At 66.7% G+C, this 14,934-nt stretch carries 12 protein-coding genes; 6 read left to right on the top strand and 6 right to left on the bottom strand.

The features are described from left to right. Positions 1 to 28 precede the first annotated feature (28 nt). Both alaS and recA read right to left on the bottom strand, forming a co-directional pair. Positions 29 to 2,689, bottom strand: a complete 2,661-nt coding sequence (gene alaS, locus P9A16_RS26190; RefSeq protein WP_023516797.1) for an alanine--tRNA ligase — start codon at positions 2,687 to 2,689, stop codon at positions 29 to 31. Between the two features lie 314 nt (positions 2,690 to 3,003). Then, complete coding sequence (gene recA / locus P9A16_RS26185) at positions 3,004 to 4,092, bottom strand: recombinase RecA (protein ID WP_023516798.1); 1,089 nt, start codon at positions 4,090 to 4,092, stop codon at positions 3,004 to 3,006. Positions 4,093 to 4,326: 234 nt separating this feature from the next. On the opposite strand from recA, the gene P9A16_RS26180 reads away from it, so the two are divergent. Both P9A16_RS26180 and P9A16_RS26175 read left to right on the top strand, forming a co-directional pair. After that, positions 4,327 to 5,274 (top strand): carbohydrate kinase family protein, encoded by a 948-nt coding sequence (locus tag P9A16_RS26180; RefSeq protein ID WP_023516799.1) that lies wholly within the window; start codon positions 4,327 to 4,329, stop codon positions 5,272 to 5,274. A gap of 34 nt (positions 5,275 to 5,308) precedes the next feature. Next, positions 5,309 to 6,235 (top strand): pseudouridine-5'-phosphate glycosidase, encoded by a 927-nt coding sequence (locus tag P9A16_RS26175; RefSeq protein WP_023516800.1) that lies wholly within the window; start codon positions 5,309 to 5,311, stop codon positions 6,233 to 6,235. Positions 6,236 to 6,499: 264 nt separating this feature from the next. Here the strand turns inward: P9A16_RS26175 and eno are convergent, their stop codons facing one another. From eno to P9A16_RS26160, 3 genes are all read right to left on the bottom strand, one after another. Next, entirely contained in the window at positions 6,500 to 7,774 is a 1,275-nt protein-coding gene (eno, locus tag P9A16_RS26170; RefSeq protein ID WP_023517438.1) for a phosphopyruvate hydratase, read from the bottom strand. A gap of 130 nt (positions 7,775 to 7,904) precedes the next feature. Beyond that, the gene (gene kdsA, locus P9A16_RS26165; protein WP_023517439.1) at positions 7,905 to 8,744 is read right to left on the bottom strand and encodes a 3-deoxy-8-phosphooctulonate synthase; all 840 of its coding nucleotides are present in this window, start codon (positions 8,742 to 8,744) and stop codon (positions 7,905 to 7,907) included. A gap of 1 nt (position 8,745) precedes the next feature. Then, positions 8,746 to 9,639: a VOC family protein gene (locus tag P9A16_RS26160; RefSeq protein ID WP_037407670.1), complete on the bottom strand. Its 894-nt coding sequence runs from the start codon at positions 9,637 to 9,639 to the stop codon at positions 8,746 to 8,748. Positions 9,640 to 9,758: 119 nt separating this feature from the next. Between P9A16_RS26160 and P9A16_RS26155 the strand changes: the two genes are divergently transcribed. The 3 genes from P9A16_RS26155 (at position 9,759) to P9A16_RS26145 (ending at position 13,270) form a co-directional block, all read left to right on the top strand. Then, positions 9,759 to 11,027 carry an NAD(P)/FAD-dependent oxidoreductase gene (locus P9A16_RS26155; protein ID WP_024270692.1) on the top strand — a complete coding sequence of 423 codons (1,269 nt, stop codon included), beginning with the start codon at positions 9,759 to 9,761 and terminating at the stop codon, positions 11,025 to 11,027. A 99-nt stretch (positions 11,028 to 11,126) separates the two neighbouring features. Then, on the top strand, positions 11,127 to 11,867 hold the full coding sequence (locus tag P9A16_RS26150; RefSeq protein ID WP_024270691.1) for a metallophosphoesterase family protein: 741 nt from the start codon (positions 11,127 to 11,129) through the stop codon (positions 11,865 to 11,867). Further along, positions 11,867 to 13,270, top strand: a complete 1,404-nt coding sequence (locus P9A16_RS26145; protein ID WP_023514362.1) for a serine/threonine protein kinase — start codon at positions 11,867 to 11,869, stop codon at positions 13,268 to 13,270. The genes P9A16_RS26150 and P9A16_RS26145 overlap by 1 nt, the downstream gene beginning before the upstream one ends. A gap of 1 nt (position 13,271) precedes the next feature. Here P9A16_RS26145 and P9A16_RS26140 read toward each other — a convergent pair whose 3' ends face one another. Next, positions 13,272 to 14,231 carry a GlxA family transcriptional regulator gene (locus P9A16_RS26140; protein ID WP_023514363.1) on the bottom strand — a complete coding sequence of 320 codons (960 nt, stop codon included), beginning with the start codon at positions 14,229 to 14,231 and terminating at the stop codon, positions 13,272 to 13,274. Positions 14,232 to 14,332: 101 nt separating this feature from the next. Between P9A16_RS26140 and P9A16_RS26135 the strand changes: the two genes are divergently transcribed. Beyond that, positions 14,333 to 14,878, top strand: coding sequence for a cysteine hydrolase family protein (locus tag P9A16_RS26135; protein ID WP_023514364.1), 546 nt, complete (start codon positions 14,333 to 14,335; stop codon positions 14,876 to 14,878). Positions 14,879 to 14,934 lie beyond the last annotated feature (56 nt).

Here is a 14,934-nt window from a genome sequence, read left to right as displayed (position 1 = left end):
TGATCCATTTGCATTCCGGCCCGGCCGATCAGCCGGCGATCGCGCCGGCGACCGCCTCGATCGCGTCGCCCGCCTTGGCACCATCCGGGCCACCGGCCTGCGCCATGTCCGCACGCCCGCCGCCACCCTTGCCGCCAAGCGCTTCGGAGGCGCGGCGCACGAGGTCGACAGCGCTGAACCGGCCGGTAAGGTCTTCGGTGACGGCGACAACGGCGCTCGCCTTACCGTCGGCCGAAACGCCGACGAAGGTGACGATGCCGGAGCCGAGGCTCTTCTTGCCGTCGTCGGCAAGGCTCTTCAGGTCCTTCGGCTCGACGCCTGTGACGACCTTGCCGAGATATTTCACGCCCGCGACCTCGCGCACGCCGTCGTCGCCGCCGGCAGTGCCGCCCGACAGCGCCAGTTTCTTCTTCGCCTCGGTCAGTTCGCGTTCCAGCTTGCGGCGCTCCTCGACCAGCGCCTCGACGCGGGAAAGCACCTCGCCCGGCTGCGCCTTCAGCGTGGTGGCGAGCGATTTGACGCGCTCGTCCTGTTCGGCAAGGTAGGCCCGGGCCGCCTCGCCCGTCAGCGCCTCGAGGCGGCGCACGCCCGAGCCGACCGCGCTTTCCGAAAGGATGCGCACGAGACCGATCTCGCCGGTCGCCGACACGTGCGTGCCGCCGCAAAGCTCAACGGAATAGGGCCGGTTGGCCTTGGCGCCGTGCAGGCCGGTGCCCATGGAAACCACACGCACCTCGTCGCCGTATTTTTCGCCGAAGAGCGCCATGGCGCCCTCCGCGATCGCGTCGTCCACCGTCATCAGGCGGGTGGTGACCGGGGCGTTCTGCACGATGATCTCGTTCGCCATGTCCTCGATGACGCGCAGCTCCTCCGCCGACATGGGCTTGGGATGGGAGACGTCGAAGCGCAGGCGCTCGGGCGCGACCAGCGAGCCCTTCTGGGCGACGTGGGTGCCGAGCACCTCGCGCAGCGCCTCGTGCAGCAGGTGGGTGGCGGAGTGGTTGGCGCGCAGCCGCGAACGGCGGGCATGATCCACCGTCAGGGCGACAGCGTCACCGACGGCAAGCTTGCCGCTCTCGACGACGGCACTGTGGACGAAGACGCCCTCGCCCTTCTTCTGCGTATCGGTCACCGCAAGGCGCGCATGATCGCTGACGATCACGCCCGTATCGCCCATCTGGCCGCCCGATTCGCCGTAGAACGGCGTCTGGTTGACGACGATCTGGACGCTGTCGCCGGCAGTGGCGCCGTCGATCGTCTTGCCGTCCCGGACGATCGCCTGGACGACGCCCTCGGCCGTCTCCGTGTCATATCCGAGGAATTCGCTCGCGCCGTGCTTTTCCTTCAGCTCGAACCAAACGGCTTCCGTCGCCTTGTCGCCGGAGCCGGACCAGTTCGCGCGCGCTTCCGCCTTCTGGCGCTGCATCGCATCGTTGAAGCCGGAAAGGTCGACATGGATGTCCCGGGCGCGCAGCGCGTCCTGGGTCAGGTCGAGCGGGAAGCCATAGGTATCGTACAGCTTGAACGCGGTCTCGCCATCCAGCATGTCGCCCGTCTTGAGCGTCACGGTGGCATCCGAGAGCAGCGACAGGCCGCGCTCCAGCGTCTTGCGGAAACGGGTTTCCTCGAGCTTCAGCGTCTCGGAGATCAGCGCCTCGGCCCGCACGAGTTCGGGATAGGCGCGGCCCATTTCGCCGACGAGCGCGGGAAGCAGCGACCACATCAAAGGTTCGCGGGCGCCGAGCAGCTGCATGTGGCGCATGGCGCGGCGCATGATGCGGCGCAGGACGTAGCCGCGGCCCTCGTTCGACGGCAGGACGCCGTCGGCGATCAGGAAGGCGGAGGAGCGCAGGTGATCGGCGATGACCCGGCAGCTCGCTGCCGCTTCGCCCTCGGCCTTCGTGCCGACGGCCTCCTCGACGGCCGAGATCAGCGTGCGGAAAAGATCGGTCTCGAAAACGCTCTGCACGCCCTGCAGGATGCAGGCCATGCGCTCGAGGCCCATGCCGGTGTCGATCGACGGGCGCGGCAGCAGACTGCGCTCGCCGGGCGCCGTCTGGTCGAACTGCATGAAGACGAGGTTCCAGAATTCGAGGAACCGGTCGCCATCCTCCTCCGGCGAGCCGGGCGGGCCGCCCCAGACATGCTCGCCCTGGTCGATGAAGATTTCCGAACAGGGGCCGCAGGGACCGGTGTCACCCATCTGCCAGAAGTTGTCCGAGGTCGGGATACGGATGATCCGGTCGTCGGAAAGGCCGGCGATCTTCTTCCAGAGGATGGCCGCTTCCTCGTCCTCGGAATAGACGGTCACGAGCAGCCGGTTCTTCGGCAGATCGAACCCCTTCGTCACCAGCGTCCAGGCAAGCTCGATGGCGCGCTCCTTGAAATAGTCGCCGAACGAGAAGTTGCCGAGCATCTCGAAGAAGGTCAGGTGCCGCGCGGTATAGCCGACATTGTCGAGGTCGTTGTGCTTGCCGCCGGCACGCACGACCTTCTGGGCTGTCGTCGCTGTGGAATAGGGACGCGATTCCAGGCCGGTGAAGACGTTCTTGAACTGCACCATGCCGGCATTGGTGAACATCAGCGTCGGGTCGTTGCGCGGCACGAGCGGGCTGGACGACACGATCTCGTGGCCGTTCTTTCGGAAATAGTCGAGGAAAGTCGACCGGATCTCATTCACGCCGCTCATATCGCGTCCTTCATCTCTGCCCTTTTGCGCCGGAAAACCGGCGCATCACCCACCCAATTCACTGCAACGATGGCGAAACCGCCTCGCCGGCCGGAGTGCCCGCCCGGAAGACCCGTCAAGGTCACCCATCCGCGAATTCCGTCGAAACCGCCCGCGCCTGCCGCTTAGAGGAGGCGGAAGGTCGAAAACCTTGGCGCGCGCGAGAACTGAAGGCTTTTATCGCCCGCCTCGGCCCCTGTCCAGACACCAAAAAACCGGCCTTTCGCGAAGAAGAGGCCGGTCTTCGATGTTTTTGCGAAACCGTTGCGCGGCGATTACATGCCGGCCGCGTCGTCCGCGTCGTTCGGATCCGGTCCGCCGTTCTCCAGGAAGCGGTCGGCGATCAGGCCGGCATTCTGGCGCAACGCCGTCTCGATCTCGCGGGCGAGATCCGGATTGTCGCGCAGGAACGTCTTGGCGTTCTCGCGGCCCTGGCCGAGACGCTGGCTGTTGTAGGAGAACCAGGCGCCGGACTTTTCCACGATGCCCGCCTTGACGCCGAGGTCGATGAGCTCGCCGGTCTTGGAAACGCCCTCGCCATACATGATGTCGAACTCGACCTGCTTGAAGGGCGGTGCCATCTTGTTCTTGACGACCTTGACGCGCGTCTGGTTGCCGATCACCTCGTCGCGCTCCTTGACGGCGCCGATGCGGCGGATGTCGAGGCGGACGGAGGCATAGAACTTCAGCGCGTTGCCGCCCGTCGTCACTTCCGGCGAACCGTAGACGACACCGATCTTCATACGGATCTGGTTGATGAAGATCACCATCGTGTTCGACTTGGAGATCGAGGCGGTGAGCTTGCGCAGCGCCTGGCTCATCAGGCGCGCCTGGAGACCCGGCAGGCTCTCGCCCATCTCGCCCTCGATTTCGGCGCGCGGCGTGAGCGCGGCGACCGAATCGACAACCAGCACATCGACGGCGCCGGAGCGCACCAGCGTGTCGGTGATCTCGAGCGCCTGCTCGCCGGTGTCGGGCTGCGAGATGAGAAGGTTTTCAAGGTCGACGCCGAGCTTGCGGGCATAGACCGGATCGAGCGCGTGTTCGGCGTCGACGAAGGCGCAGATGCCGCCCTTCTTCTGGGATTCGGCGATGGTCTGCAGCGCAAGCGTCGTCTTGCCCGAGCTTTCCGGGCCGTAAATCTCGATGATACGGCCCTTGGGCAGGCCGCCGATCCCGAGTGCGACGTCGAGGCTGAGCGAGCCCGTCGACACCGTCTCGATCTCGATGACGCTGTCCTTGCCACCGAGCTTCATGATGGAGCCCTTGCCGAAGGAGCGCTCGATCTGGGAGAGTGCCGCTTCGAGTGCCTTGCTTTTATCCACTGCTTTATCCTCTACGAGCCGCAAAGTGTTCTGTGCCATTTCGTCCACCTTTAGGTTATTGAAGCAAGACAGGCAACGAAGCCGTCGATGAAAGCTATGTACACATTTTGTTCTCTTTTTGCAAGATCCATTCATCCATTTGAATTATTTCGTGAATCGAGCGTGTGTTCTCTTTTCGTTTAGGGCTGTTGAAAGCCGTGGCGGAACAAGGATGTACCCGCGCAGGGTCTGCACGGTTGCAGGCGAATCGTGCCGCGGGAATGAAGGAAGACGATGACGGGAAAGACGATACTGGTGATGGGCGGCGCCCATGTGGACAGGCGCGGGCGCATTGCCGGCGAGACGGCGCCGGGGGCGAGCAATCCCGGTGCCTGGTTCGTGGAAGCGGGTGGCGGCGCGTTCAATGCGGCGCGCAACCTCGCCCGGCTCGGCCGGACGGTGCGGCTCGTCTCGCCGCGCGGCGGCGATGCGGATGGCGACATCGTCGCGGCGGCAGCGGAAGCGGCGGGGGTCGAGGACACACCCTTCACCTTCCTCGACCGGGCGACGCCAAGTTATACGGCGATCATCGAGCGGGACGGCAACCTCGTCATCGCCCTGGCGGACATGGAACTCTACCGCCTCTTCTCGCCGCGCCGCCTGCAGCAGCGGGCGATGCGCGATGCGGTCGCCGCGGCTGGGCTGATCCTCACCGATGCCAACCTGCCGGCCGAAACGCTGGCGGCCATGACGACGGCGGCGTGCGCCGCAGGTGTGCCGATCGCCGGAATCGCCATTTCACCGGCCAAGGTCCCGCGGTTCGCCGCTAGCCTTCCCGCCCTCGCCTTCCTGTTCATGAACGAGGCGGAGGCGCGCACACTGACGGGCGCAGCACCGGACAATCCGGCCGACTGGCCGAAGGCGCTGCGCGCAGCCGGCCTTTCCGCCGGTGTCGTGACGCGCGGCGGCCGCGGCGTCGTCGCCTTCGATGCAAAGCGCGCCGCATGCGTTGCGCCGCCGGAAGCCCCCGCGCTCGGCGACGTCACCGGCGCGGGCGATTCGCTCGCCTCCGGCTTCCTCGACGCCTGGATCAGCGGCCACGAGATCGGCGAGGCGCTGCGCCACGGGGTTGCCGCCGCGGCGATCACCGTGCGCTCGCCGCTCGCCGTCGCCGAAGAAATGTCGCAGGCGGCGCTTCAGGCCGCACTTTCCCTTGTGCCGGAGGCCGAAGGAATGGCATGAGACTTTTTTGCCGAAATTCCTGCAAGGACCTCGCATGACCAGACCCGTTTCCACCCTCCTGCCGATGCAGTATTCGGACGAAGTCGCCGCCGCCAAGAGCCGCGGCGCGCCGATCGTCGCGCTCGAATCGACGATCATCACCCACGGCATGCCCTATCCGGGCAACCTGAACATGGCCCGCAGCGTCGAGCGCATCATCCGCGAAGAAGGCGCCGTGCCGGCGACGATCGCCGTCATCGACGGCATCCTGCATATCGGCCTCGACGATGCGACGCTGGAAACGCTGGCGCAGACCGAGGGCGCGATGAAGCTGTCGCGCGCCGACCTCGCCTTCGCGATCGCCGAGCGCCGCACGGGCGCGACGACCGTTGCGGCGACGATGATCGGCGCCGCCCGCGCCGGCATCAAGGTCTTTGCGACCGGCGGCATCGGCGGCGTGCATCGCAAGGCGGAAGAAACCTTCGACATCTCCGCCGACCTAGACGAACTGTCGCGCACCGGCGTCATCGTCGTCTGCGCGGGCGCCAAGGCGATCCTCGACATTCCGAAGACCCTTGAAGTGCTGGAGACGCGCGGCGTGCCCGTCGTCACCTACGACAGCCCCATCTTCCCGGCCTTCTGGTCGCGCGATTCGGGGCTCAAAAGCCCGCTGACGCTGAACAGCCCGGCGGCCATCGCCAATTTCCAGAAGGTGCGCGACCAGCTCGGCGTCGACGGCGGCATGCTGATCGCCAATCCGGTGCCGGAGGCCGACGAGATCGAACGCGAGGAGATGGAGATCTACATCGCCCGCGCGCTCGACAATGCCGAACGCGACGAGATCGCCGGCAAGGCCGTGACGCCCTATCTGCTCGACAGCCTGTTCCGCCTGACGGACGGCCGCAGCCTCAAGACCAATATCGCGCTCGTCGAGAACAATGCGCGCCTCGCGGCGGAAATCGCCGTGGCGCTGGCGGACTAAGCCGCCCTGCGGGGCAGCCGCACGGCCTGCCCTGCTCCTTCCGGTCAGCCGGACACCTCCCCCAACGACAAGGCCCCCGCGTCTGGAATGAAAGCGGCGCCGCATTCTCCTTCTCCCCTCATGGAAAAGGGTAATGCGGCAATGTCGAATTCCAGATGCGATTGCTTGCCGTCGGAGAGGGGCGGGCAGCCCCGCCCCTCATAGAAACGAAAACGGCGGCAGCGCGTTTTCTCGCGCTGCCGCCGAAAGATGCGTCGTGGCTGATCAGCCGCGCAGGATGCCGCGACCGGCGTATTTCGCCTGGGCGCCGAGCTGTTCCTCGATGCGGATCAGCTGGTTGTACTTGGCGGTGCGGTCGGAGCGGGCGAGCGAGCCGGTCTTGATCTGGCCGCAGTTGGTGGCGACGGCAAGGTCGGCGATCGTCGAATCCTCGGTCTCGCCCGAGCGGTGCGACATGACGGCGGTGTAGCTCGCCTTGTGCGCGGTCTCCACGGCGTCGAGCGTCTCGGAGAGCGAGCCGATCTGGTTGACCTTGACGAGGATCGAGTTGCCGACGCCCATCTTGATGCCGTCACGAAGGCGCGCCGAGTTCGTCACGAACAGGTCGTCGCCGACGAGCTGCACCTTCTTGCCGATCTTGTCGGTCAGCGCCTTCCAGCCGTCCCAGTCGTCTTCCGCCATGCCGTCCTCGATCGAGAAGATCGGGTATTTGCCGGCAAGCTCGGCGAGGTAGTCGGCCATGGCGCCCGGCTCCAGCGTGCGGCCTTCGCCCTCCAGCACATACTTGCCGTCCTTGAAGAACTCCGTCGAGGCGCAGTCGAGCGCGATGAACATGTCCTCGCCCGGGCGGTAGCCGGCCTTCTCGATCGACTTCATGATGAAGTCGAGGGCGGCGGGCGCGGAGGCAAGGCCCGGCGCAAAGCCGCCTTCGTCACCGACATTGGTGTTGTGGCCGTCGGCAGCAAGCTGCTTCTTCAGCGTGTGGAACACTTCCGAGCCCATGCGCACGGCGTCGCGGATATTGTCGGCGCCGACCGGGACGATCATGAATTCCTGGAAGTCGATCGGGTTGTCGGCATGGGCGCCGCCATTGATGATGTTCATCATCGGCACGGGCAGGATGCGGGCGTTCGGGCCGCCGACATAGCGGTAGAGCGGCAGGTTGGCGGCTTCCGCGGCGGCCTTGGCGACGGCGAGCGAGACGCCGAGGATGGCGTTGGCGCCGAGGCGGGCCTTGTTTGGCGTGCCGTCGAGTTCGATCATCGTCTGGTCAATCTCGATCTGGTCCTCGGCATCGAGGCCGCCGATCGCTTCGAAAATCTCGCCGTTGACGGCGGCGACGGCGTTTTCGACGCCCTTGCCGAGGTAACGCTTGCCGCCGTCGCGCAGCTCGACGGCTTCATGCGCGCCCGTGGAGGCGCCCGACGGAACGGCCGCACGGCCGAAGCTGCCATCTTCGAGATGCACGTCCACTTCAACGGTGGGATTGCCGCGGCTGTCGAGAATCTCGCGGCCGATGATGTCGATGATTGCAGTCATGGATATCGTCCTGTTCCGGGGTTTATAAATCGATTAAAATCCACTTTTAATCGACGATGCAGAAATTACAATGGTGTCGGGCGCCGTCGGGAAAACGGATGCCATGTCTCCATGTCATCCGTTTGAAACGTCAGGCCTTGGCGATGTCGTCGAAGGCGACGAGCTTTTCCAGAAGGCGCGGCATGTCCTTCAGATGCACCATGTTCGGGCCGTCGGAGGGCGCGTTGTCGGGGTCCTCGTGGGTCTCGACGAAGAGGCCGGCAATACCGACGGCGATGGCCGCGCGCGCCAGGGTCTCGACGAACCGGCGATCGCCGCCCGTCGAGCCGCCCTGCCCACCCGGCTGCTGCACCGAGTGCGTGGCGTCGAAGACGACCGGCGCGCCGAGCGAGGCCATGATCGGCAGCGAGCGCATGTCGGAGACGAGCGTGTTGTAGCCGAAGGAGGCGCCGCGCTCGCACAGCATGACGTTGGGGTTGCCGCTCTCGGTGAACTTCGCCAGCACGTTCTTCATGTCCCAGGGCGCCAGGAACTGGCCCTTCTTGACGTTGATCGTACGGCCGGTCTTGGCGGCGGCGACGAGCAGGTCCGTCTGGCGCGACAGGAAGGCCGGGATCTGCAGGATATCGACCGTCTCGGCGACGACGGCGCACTGCTCTTCCGTGTGGATGTCGGTGACGACCGGGAAGCCGAAATCCTTCTTGAGGTCGGCGAAGATTTCCAGCGCCTTTTCAAGGCCGATGCCGCGCTTGCCGGAGAGCGAGGTGCGGTTCGCCTTGTCGAAGGAGGACTTGTAGACGAGGCCGATGCCGAGCTTGTCGGTCATCTTTACCAGTGCCTCGGCCATCATGTAGGCGTGGTCGCGGCTCTCCATCTGGCAGGGGCCGGCGATCAGCGAGAAGCGCTTGTCCTGCGCGAAGGTGACCTTCTTGGCGCCTTCGCCGACGACGACGGTGGAATTGGTGTTCATCTCATTCTCCGAAGACAAAGAGGACGCCCTGCCCCGGTGCCGGCGGCACGAGGAGACGGTTGTCCCGTTTCTGGAAGGCGATGCCGCGCTCCGTCAGGAGACGCTCGCATTCCGCTGTATTTTCAACCTTGAAGACGACCGCGCGCCCTTTCAGGCCGCGATCCGTGCCGGCAATCGGCGCGATCCCGTAAAATCCCGCAAGGCCGGCATCGTTGAGCACGGTGATGCGCCCGCGCGGCGTATCGACGGACATGCCGAACGACAGGGCCTCGACCTCGCGCTCGTCGGCCGCCTCCTGCACCAGATACTGAAAATCCGTCGGATTCTGCTCCGACAGGACGACCTCGGACAGGGCGATTACGCCGTTCTCGTGGGCTTCCAGCGCCTTGCGGTCGGCCGGCAGCGGCAGGATGCGCTGCGAGGCGAAGAAGAAGAAATCGGGGCTGCGCAGGTCGGCGGCAAAGGCAAGGCGGAAGCTGCCGGTGGCGCTGGTCCCGTCGGGCAGCAGCATGTCGCGGGAAAATTCCAGCACCTCGCCGCCGGAAAGGCCGGCCTGGGTGTAGCGCTGGTCGTCCTCCCAGGCATCGCCGCTCGCCATGGCAATGCCGGAAAAGCCCTCAAGGCCGCGGCGGAAGCGGAAGGCCTGGTCGCGCGCGACGAAGACGTTGCCACCACGCGCCGCTTCCTCGCATTCCTCGCGGTTGGCGATGCCGAGCGGCTCCAGATAGGCGCCGTCGGCAAGGAAGACGCAACAGTTTTCCGTGCCGAAAGGGTGGCGGGCGTCCCTGGCGACGGTGAAGCCGAGCGCGGTCAGGCGCTCGCGGGCCACCCCGAGGTCGGACACCGGCAGCACCAGATGGTCGATCGGGCGGGGCGTTCTCGAACTCACGGTCATGGCGAAAAATCCGGCGTGTTTCAGGCGCCCCGTGCTTTGCCCGCTTTCGGCGCGCAATGCAAGCGCCAGCACGGCCCGCCGCGCCTTGCGGGAACTTTTCCGCCGCCCGGCCATTGCAGATGTGCCCCTCGCACAGGAGCCCGCCCATTCCGAGATCCCGCAACATCACCCGCCAGCGCGACCTGCATGAAGCCCGCCCTCTCTGGGCCTGTTCGCCGCGCCTTGCGCTGCGCACGCGGCAAAGGCCGTCACGCGCCGACTACGACGTCGTCATCGTCGGCGCCGGGATTTCCGGGGCGCTGATGGCCCATGCACTGGCGGATAGCCGGCGCGCCATCCTCGTCGTCGACCGGCGCCCCCCCGTGCAGGGCAGCACGCTCGCCAGCACCGCGATGATCCAGCACGAGATCGACCTCCCGCTCTCCAGGCTCTCGGACATGATCGGCGCGCCGAAGGCCCGGCGTGCCTGGCAGCGCTCCGCCCGTGCCGTCGAAAGCCTGTCTGAAATCGTCGCCGATCTCGGCCTCTCCTGCGGTTTCGCGCGCAAGCAGACCCTGTTCCTCGCCGGCAAGGCTTATGGCCGCCGGGCCCTGCAGGAAGAGGCCGAGGCGCGCCGCGCGGCCGGCATTGCGGCCGACTATCTCGACGCCACCACCCTTGCCGAACGCTTTTCGATTGCGCGCACCGGCGCCATCCTCAGCAACGTCTCCGCTGCAGCAAACCCGGCGCAGCTGGCCGCCGGCATCCTGCGTGCAGCGATGACGCGCGGCGTCGAACTCGTCAGCCCGCTGGAAATCACCGATCTGCGCAGCACGGCGGACGCAGCCTTTCTGGCGACGGCCGAGGGGCGGATCGTCTCCGCCCGCCATGCCGTCTTCTGCTCCGGCTACGAATTTCTGAAGGCCGTCGCCGACGAGAACCACGCCATCGTCTCCACCTGGGCGCTCGCCACGCCGCCGGGCACCACGCTGCCGGACTGGCTGAAGACCTGCATCGTCTGGGAGGGCGCCAACCCCTATCTCTACCTCCGCCGCACGCGCGACGGACGGCTGATCGTCGGCGGCGAGGACGAGGGCAGCGCCGAGGCCTATGCTTCAACAAAGAAGCTGCGACAGAAGGCAAAAACCATCCGCCGCAAGGCGGAAAGCCTGCTCGGCCTCGCCCTGCCGGAGCCCGACCACGTCTGGGCGGCCCCCTTTGGCACCACCCGCACCGGCCTGCCGCTGATCGGCCGCGTGCCGGGCTTGAAAAATGTCTTCGCCGTCATGGGCTTTGGCGGCAACGGCATCACGTTCAGCCAGATCGCCGCCGAGATCGTCTCGTCCGCGATCGCCGGCCATGCCGATGCGGATGCCGACCTCTTCGCCTTCCCAGGCCGCCGGACTTGACGAAGAGCCAGTCCGGCCGGCCGATATTCCCCTTCCGTTGAATGGCTGGAGACGGAAAGGCGGGTTATGCTCGCCGGACATTGATGAAACCGGACTGCCATGCTGCTTGCCATCCTCTCCGATATCCACGCCAACCGCGAAGCCTTCGAAGCTGTGCTCGCCGCCGTCGAGGGCGCGGGGGCCGACCGGCTCGTGCTGCTCGGCGACATCGTCGGCTACGGCGCGGATCCGGAATGGTGCGCGGAACAGGCGATGATGCTTGCCGCAGGCGGCGCCATCGTGCTGCGCGGCAACCATGACGAGGCCGTCGGCAATCCCGCCGTGTCGATGAATCCGACCGCCACCCTCGCCCTCGAATGGACGCGCCGCCAGCTCGGTAGCGACACCCGCGCCTTCCTCGCCGCCCTGCCCTTCGAGGCGCGCGAGGGCGACTGTCTCTTCGTCCATGCCGATGCCAGCGCGCCGTCCGACTGGAACTATGTGCTCGATGCCAGCGATGCCGGCCAGCACCTTTCCGCCTGTGCCGCGCGTGTCAGCTTCTGCGGCCATGTGCACAAGCCGGCGCTCTATTCCACGGCGCCGGGTGGCAAGGTCACGCATTTTCGCCCCGTCGCCGCCACGCCCGTGCCGTTGCTGATGCAACGCCGCTGGCTCGCGGTGATGGGTTCCGTCGGCCAGCCGCGCGACGGCGATGCCGCGGCCGCCTACGCGCTCTACGACACGCAACGTGCCGAGCTTCGCTTCCAGCGCGCCGCCTATGACGTGGAACGGGCGGCGGAGAAGATCCGGGCGGCCGGGTTGCCGGCCTCGCTCGCCGACCGGCTCTTGCGGGGGCGCTGATGGTCAAGGCGCGGCTGAAACCCGGCGATGTCATCGACGGTTTCCTGATCGAGGACATCGCGCACAATGGCGGCATGGCGCGCATCTGGCAGGTGTCGCGGCCCGATATCGACTTCCCGATCCTCATGAAGGTGCCGGTCATCGGCGAAGGCGACGACCCGGCGGCCATTGTCGGCTTCGAGATGGAGCAGATGATCCTGCCGCGCCTGTCCGGCCCGCATGTGCCACGCTTCGTCGCCAATGGCGATTTTTCGACACTGCCCTACATCGTCATGGAGCGCCTGCCCGGCGCCTCGCTCTATCCGCTGCTGGAGCGCCTGCCGCTGCCGCCGGAGGAGGTTGCCGCGCTTGGCGCGAAGATCGCCGTCGCACTCGATTCGCTGCACCGCCAGCACATCGTGCATCTCGACCTGAAACCTTCCAACGTCATGTTCCGCGAAACCGGCGAGGCGGTGCTGATCGACTACGGCCTTGCCCGCCACATCCACCTGCCCGACCTGATGGACGAGCAGTTCCGCCTGCCCTACGGCACCGCGCCCTATATGGCGCCCGAACAGGTACTCGGCACCCGCAGCGATTTTCGCAGCGACCTCTTCGCGCTCGGCGTCCTTCTCTACTTCTTTGCGACCGGCGAGCGTCCCTTCGGCGATCCGCAGCGCCTGAAGGGCCTGAAGCGCCGCCTCTGGCGCGACCCGCTGCCGCCGCGCGCCCGCAATGCCGCCATCCCGCCGGCCTTGCAGGAGGTCATCCTGCGTTGCCTGGAGGTCAACCCCGCCTGGCGCTATCCGAGCGCCGCCCAGCTCGCGCTCGACCTGCAGGACCTGTCCGCCGTCAAGCTGACGGCCCGGGCTGAGAAGATGACGCGCGACCCGTTCGGGATGGTGTTGCGCCGCCGCTTCAATCCGGTGCCCATAGAAACCGTCAGGCCGCAGACCGCCGAGGCGCAGCTCGCCAATGCGCCGATCGTCGCGGTGGCGATCGACCTTGCCGCCGGCACGCCCGATCTTGCCGACGCCATGCACAGGACCGTCGCCCGCATCATCGAGAACACGCCGGACGCCCGCATTGCCTGCATCAACGTCCTGAAGATCAACCGAATCGCCATCGACACGTCCCTCGACGAGGAGGGCCGCAACAAGCACGTGATGCGTCTCGTCGCATTGCGCACCTGGTCGACGGGCCTTGCCGTTCCCGGCGGCGGCATCACCTTCCACGTGCTGGAGGCCGTCTCGCCGGCCGACGCCATCCTCGACTATGCCCGCGAAAACCACGTCGATCACATCGTGATGGGCGCGCGCGCCGAATCGGCCATGCGCTCCATGCTCGGCAGCGTGTCCGGCGAAGTCGCCGCCCACGCCCCCTGCACCGTCACCGTCGTGCGCAACCGTGCCCGTCCCCGATAGGTCAGGAGCGGAACCGCTTGCGGTACTCACCCGGCGTCAGCCCGACGATGCGGGCGAAGACTTTCCGGAAGGCGCCGGGATCGTTGTAGCCGACGTCGAGCGCCACGCGGTCGACGGAGCGCGTGGTGAATTGCAGGTGCTCCTGCGCCTTCGCCACTCTCAGGCGCTGGCAATAATCCGTCGTCGTCAGCCCTGTCGCTCTTCGGAAGCGCCGCAGGAAGGTGCGCTCCTCCAGCCCGGCCTGCGCGGCGAGCAGGTCGAGGCCGATCTCGCGCGCCTCGCTTGCCTGCAGGAAATGCTGCACCTTCAGGATCGCCGCATCACCATGCAGCAGGCGCGGCGAGAAGGTGCTGTAGTAGCGCTGCTCGCGGCCCGGCGGATCGATGACGAACTGCCGGGCGATCTCCAGCATGACCGTCGGCCCGAGGAAACGGTCGATGAGTTTCAGCCCGAGATCGACCCAGGCCATCACGCCGCCGGCCGTGACGATGTCGCCGTCGTCGGCGAGCAGTCGGTCGGTATCGACGGTGACGTCGGGAAACCGCCGTTCGAACGTCTCGGCGATCACCCAGTTGGTGGTGATCGTCCTGCCGGCGAGAAGCCCCGTCTCGCCCAGAAGGAAGGCGCCCGCGCAGATCGAGGCGAGCTGGATGCCGCCTGCATGGCATTCGCGCAGCCAGGCGGCAAAGGGCGCCGCCTCCTCGCGCCGGATCGGATCGCCGAGCGCCGGGGGAAGCACGAGGACACAGGGGCGCGACCCGTCGCCGCTCCCTGCCTGCGCGTCCACCCGCACCGGCTTGCCGTCTTCCAGCCGCCAATGGCTGACGGTGAGCGCGGGCCCTGCCCGTCCCTTCTTGCGGCCGAGCTCCATCGCCGACTGGAAGAGGTCGGTCATGCCGAGCACGGCGGCCATCTGCACGCCGGGATAGAGAACCAGTCCGATCTCGGCGTCACGCACCATGTCACTTTCACCCCGGATTATGTCGGTCCCGCCAATGGCGAGAGATGGCAGGCCGGGGGCAGAATGTCCACATCATCCATCGCCTGCAAAAAGGAACCGCCATGAGCAAACGCGCCATCATCATCGTCGATCTACAGAAGGACTATCTTTCCTCCGGCAGCTTCGCGCTGACGGGCATCGATGCCGCCGCCGCCAATGCCGCGCGCGTCGTCGAGGCGGGGCGCGGCAAGGGTGACCGGATCATCCATGTCCACCACATCGCGAAGGACGCCGCCTCGCCGCTCTTCGCCCCGGGCACGGACGGCATCCAGCCGATCCCGGCCGTCGCGCCGCGGCAGGACGACACGGTCATCGTCAAGAACTATCCGAACTCCTTCCGGGAGACGGCGCTGCACCAGACCCTGCGGGACGGCGGCATCGAGGATGTGGTGGTCGTCGGCGCGATGAGCGACGTCTGCATCGACGCGACGGCGCGCGCCGCCGCCGATCTCGGCTACAACCTCACCGTCGTGCACGACGCCTGCGCCACGCGCGACAAGGCCTTCGGTGATTCGGTCGTCCCGGCTCCCCTGGTGCATGCCACCATCATGTCGGCGCTGGAGTTCGGCTACGGCAAGGTCACCACGACCGCCGATTTCCTGTCGTAACCCCCGGCAACCGCCGTCCTCGTCCCGGGCAAGAAGGTTGTCGCACAGGGAAGGAA

Source organism: Shinella sp. 838 (genome assembly GCF_029623935.1).
Classification (GTDB): Bacteria; Pseudomonadota; Alphaproteobacteria; order Rhizobiales; family Rhizobiaceae; genus Shinella.
The sequence above is the reverse complement of the archived record's forward strand: the minus strand, read 5'-3'. Positions and strand labels throughout refer to the sequence as shown.